General features: G+C 42.4%; 21 protein-coding genes and 1 pseudogene. 13 read left to right on the top strand and 9 right to left on the bottom strand.

Annotation, left to right across the window (positions count from 1 at the left end; genetic code table 11):
- Positions 1-11 precede the first annotated feature (11 nt).
- Complete coding sequence (locus AC04MM_RS13075; protein ID WP_475380817.1) at positions 12-1292, top strand: hypothetical protein; 1281 nt, start codon at positions 12-14, stop codon at positions 1290-1292.
- Here AC04MM_RS13075 and AC04MM_RS13070 read toward each other — a convergent pair.
- The gene (locus AC04MM_RS13070) at positions 1252-1728 is read right to left on the bottom strand and encodes a hypothetical protein (protein WP_475380816.1); all 477 of its coding nucleotides are present in this window, start codon (positions 1726-1728) and stop codon (positions 1252-1254) included. The two genes, AC04MM_RS13075 and AC04MM_RS13070, sit on opposite strands and share 41 nt — an antisense overlap.
- A 1-nt stretch (position 1729) precedes the next feature.
- Positions 1730-2248: a sigma-70 family RNA polymerase sigma factor gene (locus AC04MM_RS13065; protein ID WP_475380815.1), complete on the bottom strand. Its 519-nt coding sequence runs from the start codon at positions 2246-2248 to the stop codon at positions 1730-1732.
- A 49-nt stretch (positions 2249-2297) separates the two neighbouring features.
- On the opposite strand from AC04MM_RS13065, the gene AC04MM_RS13060 reads away from it, so the two are divergent.
- From AC04MM_RS13060 to AC04MM_RS13045, 4 genes are read left to right on the top strand one after another with little or no spacing between them, the layout of a single operon-like run.
- On the top strand, positions 2298-2939 hold the full coding sequence (locus tag AC04MM_RS13060; RefSeq protein WP_475380814.1) for a hypothetical protein: 642 nt from the start codon (positions 2298-2300) through the stop codon (positions 2937-2939).
- 52 nt (positions 2940-2991) lie between these two features.
- Complete coding sequence (locus AC04MM_RS13055; protein WP_475380813.1) at positions 2992-3279, top strand: heavy-metal-associated domain-containing protein; 288 nt, start codon at positions 2992-2994, stop codon at positions 3277-3279.
- 19 nt (positions 3280-3298) lie between these two features.
- Positions 3299-3685, top strand: coding sequence for a hypothetical protein (locus AC04MM_RS13050; RefSeq protein WP_475380812.1), 387 nt, complete (start codon positions 3299-3301; stop codon positions 3683-3685).
- A 53-nt stretch (positions 3686-3738) separates the two neighbouring features.
- Entirely contained in the window at positions 3739-5802 is a 2064-nt protein-coding gene (locus tag AC04MM_RS13045) for a sodium-translocating pyrophosphatase (RefSeq protein ID WP_475380811.1), read from the top strand.
- Between the two features lie 56 nt (positions 5803-5858).
- Here AC04MM_RS13045 and AC04MM_RS13040 read toward each other — a convergent pair whose 3' ends face one another.
- Positions 5859-6152: a peptidylprolyl isomerase gene (locus tag AC04MM_RS13040; protein ID WP_475380810.1), complete on the bottom strand. Its 294-nt coding sequence runs from the start codon at positions 6150-6152 to the stop codon at positions 5859-5861.
- A gap of 59 nt (positions 6153-6211) precedes the next feature.
- On the opposite strand from AC04MM_RS13040, the gene AC04MM_RS13035 reads away from it, so the two are divergent.
- The 4 genes from AC04MM_RS13035 (at position 6212) to AC04MM_RS13020 (ending at position 10250) form a co-directional block, all read left to right on the top strand.
- Entirely contained in the window at positions 6212-6691 is a 480-nt protein-coding gene (locus AC04MM_RS13035) for a Dps family protein (RefSeq protein WP_475380809.1), read from the top strand.
- A gap of 77 nt (positions 6692-6768) precedes the next feature.
- Complete coding sequence (locus tag AC04MM_RS13030) at positions 6769-7965, top strand: MFS transporter (protein ID WP_475380808.1); 1197 nt, start codon at positions 6769-6771, stop codon at positions 7963-7965.
- Positions 7966-8068: 103 nt separating this feature from the next.
- Positions 8069-9553 (top strand): cryptochrome/deoxyribodipyrimidine photo-lyase family protein, encoded by a 1485-nt coding sequence (locus tag AC04MM_RS13025; protein WP_475380807.1) that lies wholly within the window; start codon positions 8069-8071, stop codon positions 9551-9553.
- Between the two features lie 85 nt (positions 9554-9638).
- Positions 9639-10250, top strand: a complete 612-nt coding sequence (locus tag AC04MM_RS13020; protein ID WP_475380806.1) for a pyridoxamine 5'-phosphate oxidase family protein — start codon at positions 9639-9641, stop codon at positions 10248-10250.
- A 3-nt stretch (positions 10251-10253) separates the two neighbouring features.
- Here the strand turns inward: AC04MM_RS13020 and AC04MM_RS13015 are convergent, their stop codons facing one another.
- Positions 10254-10793 carry a glutathione peroxidase gene (locus AC04MM_RS13015; RefSeq protein WP_475380805.1) on the bottom strand — a complete coding sequence of 180 codons (540 nt, stop codon included), beginning with the start codon at positions 10791-10793 and terminating at the stop codon, positions 10254-10256.
- A gap of 28 nt (positions 10794-10821) precedes the next feature.
- Here AC04MM_RS13015 and AC04MM_RS13010 point away from each other — a divergent pair, with 28 nt between their 5' ends.
- Positions 10822-12069 carry a protoporphyrinogen/coproporphyrinogen oxidase gene (locus AC04MM_RS13010; RefSeq protein WP_475380804.1) on the top strand — a complete coding sequence of 416 codons (1248 nt, stop codon included), beginning with the start codon at positions 10822-10824 and terminating at the stop codon, positions 12067-12069.
- Positions 12062-12583 carry a lipocalin family protein gene (locus AC04MM_RS13005; RefSeq protein WP_475380803.1) on the top strand — a complete coding sequence of 174 codons (522 nt, stop codon included), beginning with the start codon at positions 12062-12064 and terminating at the stop codon, positions 12581-12583. The genes AC04MM_RS13010 and AC04MM_RS13005 overlap by 8 nt, the downstream gene beginning before the upstream one ends.
- Here AC04MM_RS13005 and tsaA read toward each other — a convergent pair.
- The 5 genes and pseudogenes from tsaA to AC04MM_RS12980 all read right to left on the bottom strand — a co-directional run bounded on the left by tsaA (position 12580) and on the right by AC04MM_RS12980 (position 17999).
- Positions 12580-13362 (bottom strand): tRNA (N6-threonylcarbamoyladenosine(37)-N6)-methyltransferase TrmO, encoded by a 783-nt coding sequence (tsaA, locus tag AC04MM_RS13000; RefSeq protein WP_475380802.1) that lies wholly within the window; start codon positions 13360-13362, stop codon positions 12580-12582. The genes AC04MM_RS13005 and tsaA overlap by 4 nt on opposite strands.
- Complete coding sequence (locus AC04MM_RS12995) at positions 13363-14160, bottom strand: TrmH family RNA methyltransferase (RefSeq protein WP_475380801.1); 798 nt, start codon at positions 14158-14160, stop codon at positions 13363-13365.
- A 48-nt stretch (positions 14161-14208) separates the two neighbouring features.
- Positions 14209-16263: pseudogene (gene metG, locus AC04MM_RS12990) on the bottom strand (methionine--tRNA ligase); the annotation flags it as partial.
- Between the two features lie 28 nt (positions 16264-16291).
- Entirely contained in the window at positions 16292-17332 is a 1041-nt protein-coding gene (gene mreB / locus AC04MM_RS12985; RefSeq protein WP_475380800.1) for a rod shape-determining protein MreB, read from the bottom strand.
- Positions 17333-17360: 28 nt separating this feature from the next.
- A complete protein-coding gene (locus AC04MM_RS12980) occupies positions 17361-17999 on the bottom strand; it encodes a hypothetical protein (protein WP_475380799.1) in 639 nt (212 codons plus the stop codon).
- A gap of 82 nt (positions 18000-18081) precedes the next feature.
- On the opposite strand from AC04MM_RS12980, the gene AC04MM_RS12975 reads away from it, so the two are divergent.
- Positions 18082-18846 carry a glycosyltransferase family 2 protein gene (locus tag AC04MM_RS12975; RefSeq protein WP_475380798.1) on the top strand — a complete coding sequence of 255 codons (765 nt, stop codon included), beginning with the start codon at positions 18082-18084 and terminating at the stop codon, positions 18844-18846.
- A complete protein-coding gene (locus AC04MM_RS12970; protein WP_475380797.1) occupies positions 18827-19768 on the top strand; it encodes a hypothetical protein in 942 nt (313 codons plus the stop codon). Before AC04MM_RS12975 ends, AC04MM_RS12970 begins: the two co-directional genes overlap by 20 nt.
- Positions 19769-19884 lie beyond the last annotated feature (116 nt).

Here is a 19884-nt window from a genome sequence, read left to right as displayed (position 1 = left end):
TCAGTTCTAACATGGTCAAAACATCAATTTTTCACAATAAGCTGGAACTGACACTTTTCTTAATCGGGATTGTGTTAAGTCTATTGATGTTTAAAACGCTGATGATCCACACCGATAACACTCAGCTCATGGATAAGGTGATGCAGATTAAAACCACCGGCGAGTGGGTCCATCACGGTAATGCTGCAACGAAAATGGGGGCATTACCCGGAAGCTTTTTAACTTTTGTCACTGCAGTGCCTATGCTTATTTGGTTTTCGCCCTATGCGGCCTGTGCGGTCATTCTATTATGCCATATTTTAGCGTATTTTATCCTGCGGCGGATCGGTTATAAGTTAGATGCTAATTTTAATCCGTTGTTACTGGTGATTTTTTTCTGGTTAAATCCGTGGCGGGTAGAACAGTCAGAGCTTTATAACCCCGGGTATTTATTTTTATTTGCGGCGATTCATTTCTTAAGTGTTTTAGAACTGCATGAAAAACCAAAGTCATTCTGGGCCAGTTTCTGGTTAGCAGTTGGTATGGGCTTTTGTTTTCAGGTCCACTTTTCGGTTCTGATCCTTGGAATCAGTTTTTTATATTTATTCTTTACGAAAAAAAATAAGGTCAATTACGCAGGTATTGCAACCGGCGTATTTGTTGTTGGCTTATCATTGATTCCGTGGCTGCTGCAGACACTGGCGCAGGATAACACTGTTTTAAAACCGGCATCAGATACCTTCTTAGGTAAAAATTTATTGTTAGTCTATCCGGTGCTAAAGGCGGTTATTTATTTTTTTCGAATGGGTTCGGTGTATTTTGGCCGTCACATTTTCTCTGAGATCAGATTTGATTGGATAACCGTGGAGTGGTTGAAAGCCGGCCTGGATTTGTTATTTCATAACCTAAAATGGATCTTAGGAGCTTTGTCTTTGTATCTTTCGACTCGCTTTTTTATTTTGCAGTTTAGGCATTATAAAAAAGAATTTTCCGTGCGTCCTTTTATCGATCACTATCTGGTATCGTTATTTTTAGGTGTCATCGGGGCAGCAGCCCTTTCGCCGGTTGAATTTAATCACTGGCATTTTATTCTGTGTTTGCCGGCGATACTTTTTTACATAAGTTTAAAACCGGAAGTGTATTTCACTAAGGCCTGGACGGGGTTTCGGCATAAAGTTTTAGTCGCGGTGGCTGTTTTATTTGTCGTGTGGAATCTTTTTGCCGGCCTTGGTAGTCGTTCTCATTCTTTTAAAAATGACTATCACCGTGATTTTATGCAGCACTATGAGCTGACTTTAATTGAGCAGAAGTAGCCAAAGCCACCAAACAGCCGGCAATCCATAAAGCAAACTCAGTTAAATGAATATCCGGAGCCTGCATCCAGAAAAATCCCGACGTGATCGATAGTAAAATGCCCGCGAACACAAATTTATGCGAAAAAAGCCATTCTTTTTCCGTCACTTTCAGCGGAAACCAGATTGCTGAAAAGCTCACTAAGGTTAGAAAAGCGCCGCAGGCCAACTGGCAAAACTCATGTGAGACCTGCATAAACAGGGCCGTCAGGCCGTAGTGACCTTGAGCAAATAAGCCTAAACCGAACTGCGGGCAAAATGCCATTACAAATGCGGTGGCCAAAACGTGGATAACCAATAGACGTGGTAAAAAACTAAATGGATTTACAACCGGGAAAAGATTCTGCTTTAAGCTCTGGAGAATTTTATTTTTTCGAGACTGATCAAAATTTTCCATATCATCCTTTGAGTTTATGAATGGCACGCGAAATGATCTTGCGCACATTGGTATCCGTTACACCCAGACTTTTTGCTATTTCGGTAAAATCCTTCTCGTTAAAATAGCGTTCTTCTAAAGCCTGTTTTTCTTTGTCGTTCAAGCTTGAAAAATCAAGCTCAAGACCTTCCTGTTTGTTACTAGGATCGTGGCTTTGGTTTTGTGACAAATTCACAAATAATCCATAATCCTTCAGATAATCAGTATAAGTAGCTGATTTTTTTCGGTAATCTTTGGCTTCGGATTTGGTAATGACAAATAGCCACGCTAAGGGAGAATAGTCGGGGTTATATTTCTCTCTGTTTTTGTAGATTTGCGTATAAACGATCTGAGTGATGTCTTCGCCGTCCTGCGGGCTGATCCCTTTTTTGCGGCAGTAGGAAAAGACCAGGTGAGCTGTTTCGTTATAAAACAACTCTAACAAGCGGGACTGCTCTTTGGCGGTTTGGGCCTTTTTAAGGTCGATTAAATAATTTGTCACAAATTAGAATCCTAGTCCTAGTAGATAGTGAAAGGCATGAGGTCGTCAAATGTTAAACCATAAAATAAAAGTACTTCTGGCTACGCTATTTGCAGCAACAGTGGCATCGGCTCATCCGGTGATTTTTAAAGGCGGAACTGTTTTTGAGTCAGAGCAGAGCGCGCACAAACAGCATTTAGGTTTAGGTTACACCTTTCACCCCAAAACGGCGGTGGCTTTTGATTATTTAAGGTTTAATGACATGAAGACTGAGTTCTACTTTGCCAAAGTGAACTATCGCTTATGGCGTGCAAATGAAGAGGATTCGCAGGCAAATATCTATCTAAGTGCAGGTATTGGTCAGCGTCGTGTAAGTGACAAACTAACCAATGCGAATGTGGCGCAGATTCACGCTGATTGGGAAGACCGTGATTATTATATTTCTGGTTTTCAAAAATACATTCATGCCGATGCGGCAGAAGGTGAAGGCGATCTTGATCCCATCTGGCAATCACGCGCCCGGGTCGGTCTTGCACCGTTTCGCGGCGATTACAACGATGTCAATGTCTGGTTTATCGCCCAGTTTGACAAAATGAATGGCGAACACTGGGAGACCACCCCATTGATGCGCACTTATTTTAAAAATATTTTATGGGAAATCGGCGCAAGCTTAAATGGCTCATATCAACTTAACTTAATGTTTCATTTGTGAACAGAGTTCACCGGAAGTGAAACTGAACGACATTTATAGGAAGGAAACACATATGAAAAAACTATTTATCGCCACTATGTTATTAGCATCGGTAGCTTTAGCTAAGCCGTTGACGGGAGAGATTCATATACCGGTTAAAGGTATGGTCTGCGCGTTCTGTGCCCAGGGTTTAACAAAGGCCTTTAAAAAATTACCGGAAGTGCAGGATGTAAAAGTAAGCCTTGAGGGTAAATTCGTTCACTTAACTCTTAAAAAAGACAAATCACTAGAAGATTCAAAAATCTTGGAAACTATTAAAGAGGCCGGTTACGAAGGCACGATTTCTGAGAGCCATCACTAGTTTTAATGAGGATTAATTTATGCAAAACTATCAGCGTAGTCTTAAAGAAAGTATTACCGGCTATTTAGGATTATTTACTTCGGTAAGCACTTTACTTTGTTGTGCGCTTCCGGCTCTGTTAGTGAGCTTAGGAATGGGTGCTTCGATGATTACTCTGACCAACGCCATTCCCCAAATCGTCTGGGTTGGAGAAAATAAAATCTACGTTTTTAGTTTTGCTTTTATTTTATTAACTATCAGCAGTGTTTTAACCTATAAAAACCGCAATGCCCCTTGTCCGATCGACCCGAAATTGAGAGATGCGTGCATACGTGGTCGTAAATACAGCAGAAATGTTCTTATTTTAAGCTGGGTAGCTTTATCTGTGGGCTTTTTCTTTGCATTTATCGCACAATTATTGACTTAAATTACTGAAATTACTAATTTTATCTCTGTTATAAAAACAAGGAGATAAACCACATGAATTCAACTTACTTGATGTCGCCAGTTATTGCCGGCGTTGTCGGTCTAGTGATTGCGGCAATTCTTTACTTTCGTGTAAAGGCGCAACCATCAGGAAATGAAACAATGAACAGAATCGCGGGTTACGTTCGCGAAGGTGCAATGGCATTCTTAGTGCGCGAGTACAAAGTTTTGGCTGTGTACTGCGTAGTTGTCGGCGGACTTTTATGGTACGCTTTAGGCACAATCGCAGCTGTATGGTTTATCATCGGTGCGGTATTATCACTACTTGCGGGTTTCGTCGGTATGAAAGCCGCAACTTACGCCAACGTTCGTACAACGCAAGCAGCGGCCTCATCAACTAAAGGTAACGCACTACTTGTCGCCTTAGACGGTGGCGCGGTAATGGGTTTATCAGTTGCAGCGTTGGGTTTAATCGGTTTAGGTCTTGTGTATCAACAATACCAAAACGACGCTCACCTTGGAACAATCCTTCACTCATTCGCCGTAGGTGCTTCATCAATCGCCTTATTTGCGCGTATCGGTGGTGGTATCTATACTAAAGCGGCTGACGTAGGTGCAGATATCGCTGGTAAAGTTGTTGAAAATATTCCTGAAGACGATCCACGTAACCCTGGTGTTATCGCAGATAACGTTGGTGATAACGTTGGTGACGTTGCCGGTATGGGTGCAGACATCTATGAATCGATGGTTGCGGCTATCGTTTCAGCAATGGCGATCGCGTTAACAATTGCAGCAGTAGATTTACCTAAAATCATGGTTGATACAGCAGCAACGCCTGAAACAGCTCGTGCTATGGCTGTAGGTCTTCCGTTAGTATTATCAGCTATCGGTATGGTTATCTCTATCTTAGTCATTTTCTTAGCGCGTGCTCTGAAAAACTCTAAGCCAGCTACCGTACTTCGTGCTTCGTTAATGTTACCTCCGGTTATCTTAACAGTTGTTTCATTTATCGTTATGCCGATGATCGGCGTAACACAAAACGTAACTTGGGCATTGGCTGCAGGTGCGTTCGGTGGTGCACTTATCGGTTTAGTTACTGAGTACTACACAGCGATGAAACCAATTCGTTTAGTTGCTGAAGCGGCGCAAACCGGTGCGGGCACTGGTGTTATCCGTGGTTTAGCTGTGGGTATGGAATCAGTTGCCATCCCTACATTAGTCGTTGTGATCGCGGCCTATGTTGCTGATCAATGTTTAGGTTTATACGGTATCGCACTTTCTGCGGTTGGTATGCTCGCAGGTACTGCAGTTGTAATGACGGTTGATGCTTACGGTCCGATCGCTGATAACGCTGGTGGTATCTCTGAAATGTCTGGTCTTCCATCAAACGTGCGTGAAATCACTGACGAATTAGACGCAGTAGGAAACACAACAGCAGCTATCGGTAAAGGTTTCGCTATCGGTTCTGCAATCTTAACAGTTGTGGCGCTTTTCTCGGCTTTCAATATGGAAGTAAATCACGTTCGTGAAGGCGCTGGTCTTGCTAAAATGCAATTAGACTTAACGTCATCTGGCGTATTAATCGGTATCTTATTAGGCTCAATCTTACCTTTCTTAGTTGGTTCTACAACTATGACAGCAGTAGGTCGCGCAGCAGGTAAAATCGTTGTTGAGATCGCTCGTCAGTTCAAAGAAATTCCAGGTCTTCGCGAAGGTAAAGCTGAACCACAACCGGCAAAAATCGTTGATATCGCAACAAGTGCAGCGCTATTTGAAATGATCTTACCTGGTATGATCGCAGTAGTTGCTCCGGTATTGGTTGGTTTTATCTTAGGCCCTCAGGCTTTAGCTGGTTTACTTGCCGGTGGTTTAGCCGTAGGTGCTTCGATGTCATTATTCATGGCCAACGCCGGTGGCGCTTGGGATAACGCTAAGAAGTTCATCGAAAAAGGCGGCCTTCCAGGTCACAAAAAAGGTTCTGACGCTCACAAAGCGGCGGTTATCGGTGACACTGTCGGTGATCCGTTCAAAGATACATCTGGTCCTGGTATCGCCATTTTAATTAAAGTTATGTCGGTTGTGTCGTTATTAATCGCACAGTTGATTGCGCTTAAGTAATCAGCGGTTTCAATATCAAATGATAAAAAGGGAAGTAGTGATACTTCCCTTTTTTATTAGTAGCGCTGAATCAGGTGATAGCCAAAGCGGGTGCGCACAACGCCTGAGACTTGGCCGGGTTTAAGCAGCTCTAAGGCTTCCATAAAATCGGAATCAACATTTTTTTTGCCCATTAAATTACCCAGATCTCCGCCCTGTGGTGCCGACGGGCACTGGCTGTATTTACGGGCCAGATCCTGAAAGTCTTTACCGTCTTTTAAATGCCTTAAAACATCCATGGCCTTGATGCGGTCGGGCAGTAATATATGGCGTGCATTAAGCGATTGAGGTTTTCGATCTAAAGCTGACATTTGTTTATGATACTGCATAATAGGGGCATCTAAAAGTTTTTTTATTTTAGGAGGCTTGAATGGCTAAAAAACAAATCGATATCGGAATCTCTAATAAAGAGCGCAAGCAGATCACAGATGGTCTTTCGGCCTTATTAGCCGATAGCTATATGTTGTATATCAAAACTCACAACTTTCACTGGAATGTCGAAGGACCGATGTTTAACACCTTACACACCATGTTTATGGACCAGTACACTGAGCTTTGGAATGCGCTAGACACCATCGCTGAGCGAATTAGAGCTCTGGGCGAGTACGCACCCGGCTCGTATAAACAATTTGCTGCTTTAACATCAATTGAAGAATCAGAAAAAGTGCCAAAAGCTGATAAAATGATCGCCGAGTTGATCAAGGGTCACGAGGTCGTGATCCAGACTGCCCGTAAGCTTTTGCCGGTTTGCAGTGAGGCGCATGATGACGTAACTGCCGGGGTCCTGACCGATCGTTTAGAGATTCACGAAAAGACTTCTTGGATGTTAAGATCATTATTAGCTAAGTAATCACTCCTTAGCTTTTCTTTGTAAAAAGGGAATTTTACAAAGAAAGTTATTTCTCCCGCCAAGCAGGATGCTTACACGTGGATGACGTCAAACAGATCACCGGAAAGCTCTGGTTTAGTTATGTAGAAGCCCTATTAACCAGTCTTGTTGTAGGGTTTGCCGAAACGTATTTTGCCGCCTTTTCATTGCAGCAGGGGAATTCGCCGCTGCAATCGGGATTGCTCGTCAGTCTTCCGCTGATCTTTGCGGCCTTGTTGCAGTTTGCACTGCAGACAAAACTTAAAAGCGTAGGCCTTTCGTATTTTGTGACGCGTGCACTTATCATGCAGTCGCTGGCCTTATTGGGTCTTGCTTGTTTGTCGCTGATTAAAACGGATTTTTCATTTTATTATTTAATGTTTTTCTTTTCGATTTATTGGCTCGGCCATTTCAGCATACAGCCGGCCTGGAATCGCTGGATTTCAGATATTATCCCGCAAGATCAGGGGCAGATGTATTTTTCATTGCGCACCAGACTTTCGCAAATCGGTATTATCGCAGGGCTTTTCGGTGGCGGATCGCTTTTGCATATGAACGTTCTTGATGTCTCAGAAAATTATCTTTTCTTTTGGTTATTTGTCTGCTGTTTTGCCTTGAAAATTTTAATTGTTCAGCTTTTCAGAAAACATCCGCCGCTTAACCGTCCGCTATTTTTGGATATTCACCATTTTAAAAGTCTATTTTCACAAAACACCAAGTTCTTTAAAAGATACGCGGCATTTAACGCCTCTATTTTTATTTCAGCACCGTTTGTAACGGCGTACTTATTATCTATCCGCAATGTTGGTTACTTAAATTTTATGTGGATTACCGGATCACTTTTTCTCGGAAAAGTTGTCAGTACTTATTACTTAAAACATGCAAAAAAACAATTTGATCCACATCAAATGCTCGTGTTTGGCGGGTTGGTGGCAGGCCCTCTGCCGATGCTGTGGCCGGTGTGTGAGTCGGTGCAGGCAATGATGTTGCTACAGCTGATTTCGGGGATGGGCTGGGCCAGTTGGGAGATGGGGCTGTCGCTGTATTTTTTCTCACGCATTCAGGGCGAGAAGAAAATTGAGCTGATCAGTCTTTATAACTATATTGGCGTGACCACCCAGGTGATTGGCACCGTGCTTGGGGCTTTGGTCTTTAGCCATTTATTGGGGCGTAATTTTGATATCCTTTTTGTGGTGGCCGGCATTGTGCGCTTTATCGCCGTGTTAGGTCTAAGAAAGCCGCGTTTAGTGTCTTAAATCTGTAACTTTTGGTAAATTAATGTGCAAAGGTGTCTGAATAGTAGTTTAATCGGTGTTAAACTACTTTCAACTGGGTTTTTTATCGGCTAAAATACAGTATATGAATATTGTTTGGTTCAAAAAGGATCTGCGTTCAGAAGACCATGGCGCTTTAGCAGAAGCCTTAACAAAAGGTCGTACCGTCGGGCTTTTTGTTGTGGAAACAGAATGGTTGAGCTCGGCTGAATTTGATCTTTGTCATCTAAGGTTTGCTTTTGAGTGCTTAGCTGAGCTTAGGCAGTCTCTTGCAAAAAAAGGAATTCCATTATTGATTCGTCACGGAAGTGTCATCAATGTTTTAAATGAATTAAACAAGACTTGCAAAATTTCGGGAGTGTTTTCGCATCAGGAAACCGGACTTGAGTGGTCTTTTAAACGTGATATTGCCGTGGAACATTGGGCACGGGCTAACAATATACCATGGATTCAAGTTAAGCAGTTTGCAGTCATCCGTAAGCTTAAAAACAGAGATAGTTGGAATAAAAGAAGAATTGAAATCATCGAGCGACCATTGATTCAAGTACGGGGGCAGTCAGCCATTTCTTGCCCATGGAATTTAGGTGAACTTCCTTTAGATTTATTGCAAGGGTACACCGGTAAGCCGTTAGCTCAAAAAGGTGGTAGGACTTATGCTGTTTCTTTGTTAAATACTTTTTTATCCGAGCGAGCTCAAGATTACGCGTATTCACTTTCTTCACCAGTAAAAGCTTATGATGGGTGTAGCCGTTTAAGTCCACACATAACATGGGGAACTTTATCGTTGAGTGAGATCAATCAGCAACTCAAACTAAGGCAGAAAAGTCTGAGTCGAGAAAAGAGCTCTCGGCGCTGGCAAGTCTCACTTCAGCAATTCGAAAGCAGACTTTGGTGGCACTGTCACTTTATTCAAAAACTTGAATCAGAGCCGGAAATTGAATTTAAAAATTTTAACACTCAATTTGATGGGCTGCGTGAAAAGGCCTTTGACAAAGCAAAGTTTGAGGCCTGGTGTAAAGGAGAAACAGGCTTTCCTATGATTGATGCTTGTATGCGGGCTTTATTACAACATGGATGGATAAATTTTCGAATGCGGGCCATGCTTATGAGTTTTGCCTCTTATCAGCTCTGGATACATTGGAAGCCAACGGCAGAGTATCTCGCCCGGCAATTTATTGATTTTGAGCCAGGCATTCACTACAGCCAGGCTCAGATGCAATCTGGTGTCACTGGAATAAATTCAATTCGCATTTATTCCCCTGTAAAGCAAGCGCAAGACCAAGATCCTCGTGGTGAATTTATTCGTAAGTATGTTCCTGAGCTTTCACAGGTTGACTTGAGTGATCTGTTTGAGCCTCATAAAATGCCGCCATTCTTACAAATCGCAAACGGATTTATATTAGATAAAAGCTACCCAAGCCCTATTGTGGACCCTGTAATCAGTTATCAAGAAGCAAAGAAAAAAATTTTCGAATGGAAAAACAAATCTGAAGTTAAACAACAATCTGAAGCTGTTTTACAAAAACACGGTAGCCGTAAACAACGACATTTTCCTTCGCAAAAAAGGTAATTCTTAGTGAAAAATTTCAGAATATCTGTGGAAAAAGCTGTTGAAAAGTAGTTTAACTAGCCTTAAACTACTTAAGGTGCAGATTTTGGACTTACATTTAGATGATGTTTTCAAAGAATTAATCAATCAACTTCATCAAGGGGTTGTTCAGAGTAAACATCCTTTTCATATCACACAGCTAGCAACTGTTAAAAAAACAGCGCTAAGCTATGAGCCTGAAGTACGAAGTGTGGTGTTTAAAGAATTTAGACCAGAAAGTTTTAGTTTTGTTTTTCACACAGACGCGCGATCGCCAAAGTTTGTACAGATCAAAGAAAATCAGAATGTCTGTTTACATTTTTATGATTCGACGCAGAAGCATCAGGTGCGTGTTAAAGGAATAGCAGAGATCTCAAAGAGAAATTCAGAGCTGTATTTAAATCACAAAAAGAATTTATCGCTATCAGGTTTACGCTGTTACATGGGCCCTTATCCTCCATCAGCTGATATTTCAGAATACCACAGTAACATTCAGGATCAGTGGTTACTTAAAGCACCATCAATTGAGGATGTGCCCGAAGAGTTAGAAAATTTTGAAGTCATTAGTGTTAAAGCCAAACAAATAGAATATCTTCGCCTTCGCGCCCAAGGTCATATTCGTTGCAAGTTTACAATCAATGAAGGCTGTCTTATCCAGTCGCAGTGGGTAGCGCCGTAAGTCTTATAATAGACTTACAATATCTTTTTCCGTTTCTTTCGGTGTGACTGAGGATTCGAATCTTTTTACCAAAAGACCTTTTTTATCAATTAAAAACTTGTTGAAATTCCAGGTCACAGGCCCGTTGAAAGATTTTTGGTTGGTTAGCCACTTGAAGATCTCAGAGGCTTCCGGGCCGTTAACTTTTATTTTGGCCATAACTGGAAACGTCACTCCATAATTAAGTTTACAAAATTTCTGGATTTCTTGGTTTGTCCCTGGCTCTTGCTGCCCAAACTCATTTGAGGGAAAACCCAGAATGACAAAGCCTTTATTTTTGTACTTTTCAAAGAGCTTTTGAAGATCAGCATATTGAGATGTATATCCGCAACGGCTGGCGACGTTGACGACCATCAAAACTTTATTTTTGTATGCCGAAAGTGAAATCTTATTTCCACTCGTATCAAGCGCGCTCAAATCGTAAAACGATGACGCTTGGGCCTGGTTTAAGCAAAAAAAGGCCAACAAGCAGGTATAGCTTAGAGTTTTCAGCAGTGTTTTCATATAAACACCCTAAATCATATTCTTTGCTTTGAAAAGTAGTTTAAAGGGTGTTAAACTAAAAAGCATGAGGGATTTAGACTGTATTATTCTAGGTGGCGGTGCAGCGGGACTATCTTGTGCTTTGACACTTCAAAAAAATAACGCAAGTTTTTTACTGCTCGAGGCCGGAAAGTCGGTTGGCGGGCGTATCAAAACACGAACACACAAAGACGGCTTCATTCTCGATGAAGGTTTTCAGGTCTTGCTGGATTCCTACCCAGAATTGCCAGGTGTTGTTGATTTACAAAAGCTTAAGTTACACAAGTTTAACTCGGGGGCCTTGATCTATGATGGTCAAAAGCTACGATGTCTTGCAAACCCCCTGGTTCATCCCAACTATGCGGCCAACGGTCTGTTTGAAGACTTGATTTCTCTAAAAGATAAAATGTTAACTCTTAAACTGATTTTCAGTGCGCGATGTGAAAGTGATGACATGCTGAGATCAGGCGTATCGACCCATCAGTTTTTGCGTGATTTTGGGTTTAGTCAAGAGTTCATTCAAATGTTTTGGTTACCTTTTTTGACGGGTGTTTTTTTAGATCCTGAACTGAAAGCTGACTCTTCTTTTTTGAAGTTTTTAGTTTCTTACTTCAGCACAGGTCGAGTTTCTCTTCCGCAGGAGGGGATGCAAGATCTTCCTCTGCAAATGGCAAAAAGACTTCCCGCTGAGTGCATCCAAACAGAAGTTGCTGTGACCTCTTATGATCAAACTTCAGTGACATTGAAATCTGGCGAAATTTTAAAGGCTAAGCATGTGATTGTGGCTTACGATCATTCTCAAAAAGCCGCTGATAGTTGCGACTATTACTCGGTCACGACCTACTACTTTACGGGTGTGGCACTTAAAGAATTGGACTGGGATAAATGGCTGGTTCTTATTCCAAAGCACTTAGGTTACCTTATTGATCACATGTGTATCTTAAGTAATGTGAACCCATCTTATGCTCTTGGTAAAAAATTATTGAGTGTTAGTGTAGTGGGGGATTTAGATGTGGACGCTGCGGTTGTTTTAAAAGAGGTAGAAAAAATAGCGCAGCGACATCTAGATTTATCTTTAGTTGAACGTATTAAAGTACGACGAGCTCTGCCGAAAATTAAAGAAAGTGCTGTGGGATACGAGGTCGAAAATGATGTGGTTTACTGTGGTGATCGTTTTGCATCGCCGTCGATTAATGGGGCTATTAAATCAGGGCGTTTAGCAGCTGAGTATATTTTAAAAGGAATTAAAAATGTTTAAAATTATTTTTATGTGGGGGCTTATGCTTTTTACTTCTTGCAGCAGTGTTCCGAAATATGAAACCAAAATTACCAACGTGAATTTACAAAAGTTTATGGGGCCTTGGTACGTTATGGCGGGTCGATTTACCCCATTAGAAAAAGATGTATATAACGCCATAGAAACTTACGAGTACGATAAAGAAAACGATAAAATTAAAATCGGTTTTAAGTATAATAAGGGCGGATTCAATGGCCCCGAGAAAAATCTGCCGCAGACTGGGTGGGTGTACAACCAAACCACCAATGCTCATTGGAAAGTTTCGCCGTTATGGCCATTGAAATTCAACTATCTGATCGTGGGTTTAGCTGATGACTATAGCTGGACGGTTATTGGAGTCCCGGATCAAAATTATGTCTGGATCATGGCCCGAGATTACAATATTACCGAAGCACAGCTAGCAAAGATTATTCAAGAAATGAAAAACAAAAATTACAACATGGATAATTTAGTTTTTGTAAAGCACAAGCACTAACTAAAAGCTTTAATAAATAAACGGTGAACCGCTTTGTCGTGGTATTGATCATCGCTTTCTTTTAGGTCTTCATCACTATAACCAGTGCGAATTCCTAAGATCGCGACGGTGTCGTCTTGTACGACAAAATCAATTCTCCAAGTGCGGTAAGCTAAGGTCCAGTAGGACTGGTTAAATTCAACGCGCTTTTTTTTATCGTTGGTCGGATCGTATTCAAGCTGACGGTAGATAAAGGATTTAAGCTGCGCTAAGTCTGAATTCTGGTTTTCTAAAAAATCCAGTTGTTCTTCGGCAAGCGGAGAAAAGGTGATGTTTTTTTTATCAGCTAAGCTTGATTCAAGCCATTCGATATGCGCATCTGAGGCGATATCTGACTCGGGATGGTAAGGTTTAATGTCTAACACCGGGGTGCCGTCTAAAATATCGTTCGGTCCGATATGGATACTTAAGCCTTCAATTTTTTCAAGTTTTACGAGCGACATACCAATCGGGTTTGGGCGATACGGGGCGCGGGTGGCGAACACGCCGATTTTTCGGTTCGAGCGTGGCGTTTGTACGAGGGGTTTCCAGTTTTCGTTTTTATGAAAGGCGTAGATGATCCATAGATGCGAACAACCTGCTAAATCGGTCAGGGCCTGTTCGAAATTCTGTCCCGGGTTTAGTTTAATGACGGCGTCTGCTGATAATCCGTCCGGCTGGCGTGAAGCCTGATAAGGTTCGACCTGATCTGATTTTACGACTCCAATTGGATTAAAAGTTAGCGGAGCCAATGCCGACATTTACACCTTGATCTGTTGTTCGTTAAACTGTTTACGCCATTCGTAGCCGGCAATCGCCGCTGCCACACCGGCATTGAGCGAATTTTTAATACCGAATGTCGGGATTTTACGAATTTCGGTTGCGATTTCTAACTGGTCTTTATCTAAACCAAAACGTTCGTTACCGATCAAAAATGCTGTCGGCTTTTCGAAGTTAAAATCAACCGAGATATCCAGCGCCTGAGGAGAAGTTTCAAGGGCGATGATCTGATAATTTTCTTTGATCAGCTGGTTTACACATTCGGTAAAGTTTTTTTGCTCCCACGCCACCACAAACGCGGCGCCCAGAGCGGCACGTTCGACTTGTGGCTGGTGCGGGGTAGGTGTGTAGCCGGTAAGCCAGATTTTTTGCGCACCTAAAGTATCTGCAGTTCTGAAGATTGAACCGACATTAAATGCCGAGCGCATGTTATCAACAATAAAATGTAGCGGCACCCGGGGTGTGACCAGATGATCACGATCGGTATTGGTTACCAAAAATTCGTCATCGGCCATTCCCTTTTTAAGGTAACGTTCAAACGGCACCGCTATTGTTGTCAAATGGCGGATCGTCATGGTCGGTGTTAGCGAATCTTTATATTTAGAAAGTTTTTGTAAAATAGGGTCTGTTGAGTTTGCAAGAGCACCGATCTGCGTGATCAGTTCCTGTAAAAACATCTGGTCATACTTGCCATCTGTAGAATCCTGTTCGATGCCGACAAATAATCTATGAATTTCTTCGACTTTTTTCTTGTCGTTATTTTTTACATCATCACTCACAAAAAGTTCCTTATAACTATTTTAACTGTAGCGAAAAAGGCCTGGCACCTATTTTACGGGTTGTCCTGTTTTTGCGCCGGCATCCGGAGATAATACAAATAAATCGGCTCCGCCTTCACCGGCACAAAGAACCATGCCCTCAGACATACCGAATTTCATTTTTCTTGGAGCAAGGTTTGCCACGATTAAAACCTGGCGGCCGACTAATTTTGCCGGATCGTACGCAAGCCTAATACCTGAAATAATCTGACGGGTATTACCCGGTTCTACTTCAACTTTGAGACGTAATAGTTTATCGGCTTCAGCAATAGCTTCAGCTTCTAAAACCGTGGCCACGCGCAAATCGACCTTGTTAAAGTCTTCAATGCTGATCACACCGGTCGGTGCAGCAGGGGGTAAAGCCGCTCCAGCTACTGCGGCTTTTTTGGGTTTGGCCGCTTGGATAGCTTCAAAGTTTGCCTTTTCTTCTGCGATCATGGCTTTAACTTTATCCGCATCTACGCGCTGTACGAGATGCACATACTGATTGATCGGTCTGTCAGTTAAAATTTTAGTAATATCTGACCACTGGTATTCAGGCTCTTTTAAAAGTTCGCATACTTTAGTGGCAAGCATCGGTAATACCGGCTTTAAATAGATCGCCAAAATTCTGAACGCGTTTAATGTTGTGGTTAGCACACGTTTTACTTCAGCTTCATCGGTAGATTTCCAAGGTGCTTTTTCGTCGAAGTATTTATTTACTGAATCAGCCAGTTCGCGGATCAGCGTAGTGGCTTTGGCGAAATCTCGCTCGTCGTAGTGTTTTGCGATCTGCGCCTGTTTAGATTGTAGTTCTTTAATGATATCTGTTGATGGATCAAGGTCGTAGAGTGCCGAGCCGAATTTTTTATTCAGCATCTGCGCACCACGAGACCCAAGATTTACTATTTTTCCGACCAAATCAGAGTTTACGCGTGACTGGAAGTCTTCTAAATTTAAATCCATATCATCGACTGAACCGTTGATTTTGGTTGCGTAATAATAGCGTAAAAACTGCGGATCTAGGTGTTTTAAATAAGTTCTGGCGTTGATGAATGTACCTTTAGATTTAGACATTTTTTCACCGTTGACCATGACGTGACCGTGCACGTTGACCGCAGTCGGTGTTCTGAAATCAGCGCCCTGTAAAAGCGCAGGCCAGAACAAAGTGTGAAAGTAGACGATATCTTTACCGATAAAATGGTAACATTCAGCCTGTGAGTCTTTACCCCAGAATTCATCAAGGCTGCGGCCTTGTTTGCTTAAATACTGCTGAGCCGCTGAAACATATCCCATCGGAGCATCAACCCAGACGTAGAAGTATTTTCCGGGCTCACCCGGAATCTGAAACCCGAAGTATGGTTCGTCGCGTGAAATATCCCAGTCGCGCAAATCTTCGTTAAACCACTCCATCATTTTTTTAGAAACTTCAGGGGCTGTATGGTGTGGAAGCCATTTTTTAAGTTCTTCTTTGAAATTATTAAGTTTGAAGAAAATATGATCTGATTCTTTTTTTACCGGCGGTGTACCGCAGATCGAACAACCCGGATTGATTAACTCACTCGGGCTGTAAGTAGAGGCACAAACATCGCACGAATCACCGTATTGGCCAGGGGCCTTACACTTAGGACACGTGCCTTTAACAAAGCGATCCGGTAAGAACATTTTATCGTGGTTGCAATAAAGCTGCTCAATCGGCTTTTTATGGATGTGGCCTTTGGCCTTTAAGCGTTCAAAGAAAACCTCGGACAGTTTTTTATTTTCTTCTGAGTGAGTTGAGCCATAGTGATCAAAACCAATGGCAAAATCGGCAAAGTCTTTGGTGTGGTCTTTAAAGCTTTGCGCTACATAGTCTTCAGGTTTGATTCCCAGTTCACGCGCTTTGATCATGATCGGCGTGCCATGGGTATCATCGGCACATAAGAAAATACATTCGTGACCGCTCATCTTCTGAAAGCGGGCATAAATATCAGCCTCAATGTGCTCTAACATATGGCCTAAGTGGATCGGACCGTTGGCATAGGGTAGAGCGCAGGTCATGATGATTTTTCGTTTTGTATTTTCGGTGTGTAACATAAAACCTTTTGTAAAAAACTTGTTTTCAACAAGATAACTAAACTTGTAATTGAATTTTTTCTAATAAATCTGGATCAGAAAGAACCATCTCGCCGCCAACCGCAATAGCGGTTAGGGGATTTTCCGCCACGCGCACCGGAATGCGCACTTCGGCTTCGATCTTATTGGCTAATTCTTTAATTAAAGCGCCGCCGCCGGCTAACATAATGCCGGTCTCAATCACATCAGAGACTAACTCCGGCGGGGTTTTCTCTAGGGCATTTAAAATGCCGTGAATGATAAGTTGAATCGAATCAGACAGTGCGTTACCGATATCTTCTGAAGTGATTGTTTCGGTTCGTAAAAAGCCCGAGTCTAAATCGTGACCTTGAATTTCAAGTTTCTGAATATTTTTTTTCGGTAACGCTGTGCCAAGATTTACTTTTAAGTGTTCGGCCTGTTGGTCTGAAACAACCAGTTTTTTGGTATCTTTTAAATAACGGATGATATCTTCATCGAATTTGTGACCGCCAAGGCGTAGGGGTTCGCAGTAGACGATATCGGCAAGAGCAATAACCGCAATTTCTGTAGAGCCACCACCGATATCGATCACCATGTGGCCTTTGGCTTCGCGCACGTTAATGCCGGCGCCGATCGCTGCGGCCATTGGTTCGTCAATTAATAAAGTTTTTGAAGCACCCGCTGAACGGCAGGCTTCTACGATGGCCTTTTTTTCTACCTCGGTAACGCCGTAAGGAAGTGATACGACGACTTTCGGGCGTTGTTTATTTGAAGCTTTGATTGCTTTCATTAAAAAGTGACGTAACATCACACGGGCCGCATCGAAATCCGCGATCACGCCGTCTTTAACCGGTTTAATCACCACGATGTGGCCTGGATTTTTCTTTAGAATTTCTAATCCCTCAAGGCCGATACCTAAAATTTTTCTTTTCTTTGGATCAATGCTTGAAACCATAACCTGGCTTGGTTCATTTAAAACCATGCCCTTGTTCTGGATAGAGATCAGCGTATTTGCTGTTCCTAAATCTACATAGATGTCTGCGCCTGCTGTGGTGGAACCAAATAACCATTCAAACATATATTTTAATACCTAAAAACCTTAAGGTTTAATACTTTTTGTAGCCAGTTGATCCTTCAAACGGGAAGCTGAAGTAAACAGATACGCTTGAAAGTGAGTTGTCTAAGTTTAAATTAAATTCGGCACCGACGTGTTTATCTTCAACAGGAAACCATTCGGCACCCACCGTAAACTGCGAAGCTGTGTAGTTTCTGTGTTTACCGGTGAACATCGTGATCGGAAGGCCTACATACGGAATCATGTTGCCGTAACGGGTGTCAGCTTTTTTAGAAAAAATAGGGGTGATCTGTAAACCGGTGTAGTTATGGTCTTCGTCACGGGCGAAGATAATCGCCGCACGTCCACCCATGGCCGGTTGTTTTTCAACATCTGGAAACGGAACCCATTTAACAGAAGCTTGTGCCCAGAAATCAGTTTCACCGCCGCCCATAGTGATACGACCGTCTAAATCATCGTCGATATGGGCATCGGCAAAAACGCCCAGGTTAAAACCGCCGCCGTCATCAACAATTAACTGCGGAGCCACGCCTAAGCGGTAGTAGTTCTCCGGTAGAATTTCGGCGGTTTCGTTTAAGGTTAAAAACGCATGGCTGTAACGCGAAAGCATGAAAGCCGAAGCAAAAATAGAAATGATCTGGATCCACTTGAAAAATTTGTTTTTTGTCATAGATAGTATGGTAACCACCCAGACTTTAGGTTGGCAAGCGTTACACTTTGACTTTGTGGTAAAAAAACGCTGACATGAACTCGTGCCTATTTCAGCTGTGATCATCTGCAAAAATGAACAAGAAAATATTGAGCGCTGCTTAAAGTCGCTCAATTGGGTTGATGAAATTGTTGTCTATGACTCTGGATCGACCGACAACACCATTAACATTGCGCAGAAATTGGGCGCTAAAGTTCATCAAGGCCCGTGGCTGGGATTCGGGCCGACCAAAAACGAAGCCACCAAACGCGCATCGCATGACTGGATTCTATCTCTGGATGCCGACGAAGAAGTATCGGATCATTTACGCCAGGAAATTCAGGCAAAATTTGCAACTTTAGATGCTGATTACATCTACAAAATCCCGCGGGTTTCTTTTTATCTCGGACGATGGATTAAACATGGCGGCTGGTACCCGGATTACCAAATTCGTTTATTTAACCGCAGTACACATCAATGGAACAACGCTGAGATTCATGAGCGGGTCGTGCCGGTAAAAGGAAATCTTGAGCATATCGCTGAGCTTGAAAATGATTTACATCATTACGTTTTTAAAAATATCGAGCACCAAGTGCAGACAAACAACAGATATTCTACGCTACAGGCACAAGCAATGTATAAAAACGGAAAACGTTTTAGTTACTTTCACTTCTTTACCAAACCTTACGTAAAGTTTATCGAGTGTTACTTAGTAAAACTTGGTTTTTTAGATGGTTGGGCAGGGTATGCCATTGCAAGAAATGCGGCTTACTCTGCGCTGTTAAAATGGTTAAAACTTAAGGAGATTTATGATTTGCAAAAAAAATAACTTCTTAATCGCCTTAGTTTTTTTCTGTGCGCCGAGTTTGATGGCCGGTATCCCGACCCTTAATAGTTTTGTTGGCCGTCCGCTGATTAAGCTGACCGATGGCAATGTTGAAGTGAAACCTGCCAAGGGAAAAATCATCGAGCAGAGTTTTTCGGTCAAAACCGCAGCCAAAGAGCAGATAAAAATCCAGTTAGGAAAAGATTTCTATTTTATCGTGTTTCCTGAATCAAGTGCCAAAGTCGAAGGTTTTTACATCACCAAAAAAGACTTTAAAGTTAAATCGGTAAGTCTTGACTATGGCCGTTTTTATTTCAAAAACGGGTCAAATCTTGAAGAAGACCTGACGGTGATTTACCAGTCGGATTTTTTTATCTGGAAGAACTCAGAAAAAAACAATCAGCGTGAGTTTTTTGTCGAATTAAACCCGGCAATCGCTCAGGCGCGCTTTTGCGCCGGGAGCCAGGGGATTGCAGCTGCTCTTTTTGACCATGAGACCGTAAAAAAACTTAAATATCAGGAAGGCGCTTCGTTTCAGGGCGTTTTGAAAAACGGCGAGCTTGAATTTGATCTGTTGTTAGAGGGGCGAAAAGTACCTAAAGGGGAATGGAAAGAAGCGTTTACCTGCGATTTCAAACAAATTCTTAAGGAAATGAATGACCTTGAAGCGGCCGAAATTGCGCGCCTAAAAAAATCTGAACAACTCCGCAAAGCCGAAGAGAAAAGACGCCAAATCGAGTACGATAAATCGCTCTGCCATGAGCCAAACGGTCAATTCAACGAATGTTTGTGGAAGTGGGAAGATAAAGCCTGCATCCGCTACCGTTGTGATGGTCAGGGGCACTGGCAAGACCGCCGGCAGTTGCCGAAAAACCAGTATTATCAATGTGAGACAAAGGCAAAAGTAGGCAAATGTGACTACTAGAGTTGGATAGGTGGGCGGGGGGGGGTTTGTGGCGGGGGGCGCTGCACCCCCTTTTACCCGTTTGCCCGAAAACACCACGATTTATTTTTTACTTAAAAAAAATAATTTTTAAATTT

Source organism: Bdellovibrio sp. SBM16, from assembly GCF_056175625.1.
The sequence above is the reverse complement of the archived record's forward strand: the minus strand, read 5'-3'. Positions and strand labels throughout refer to the sequence as shown.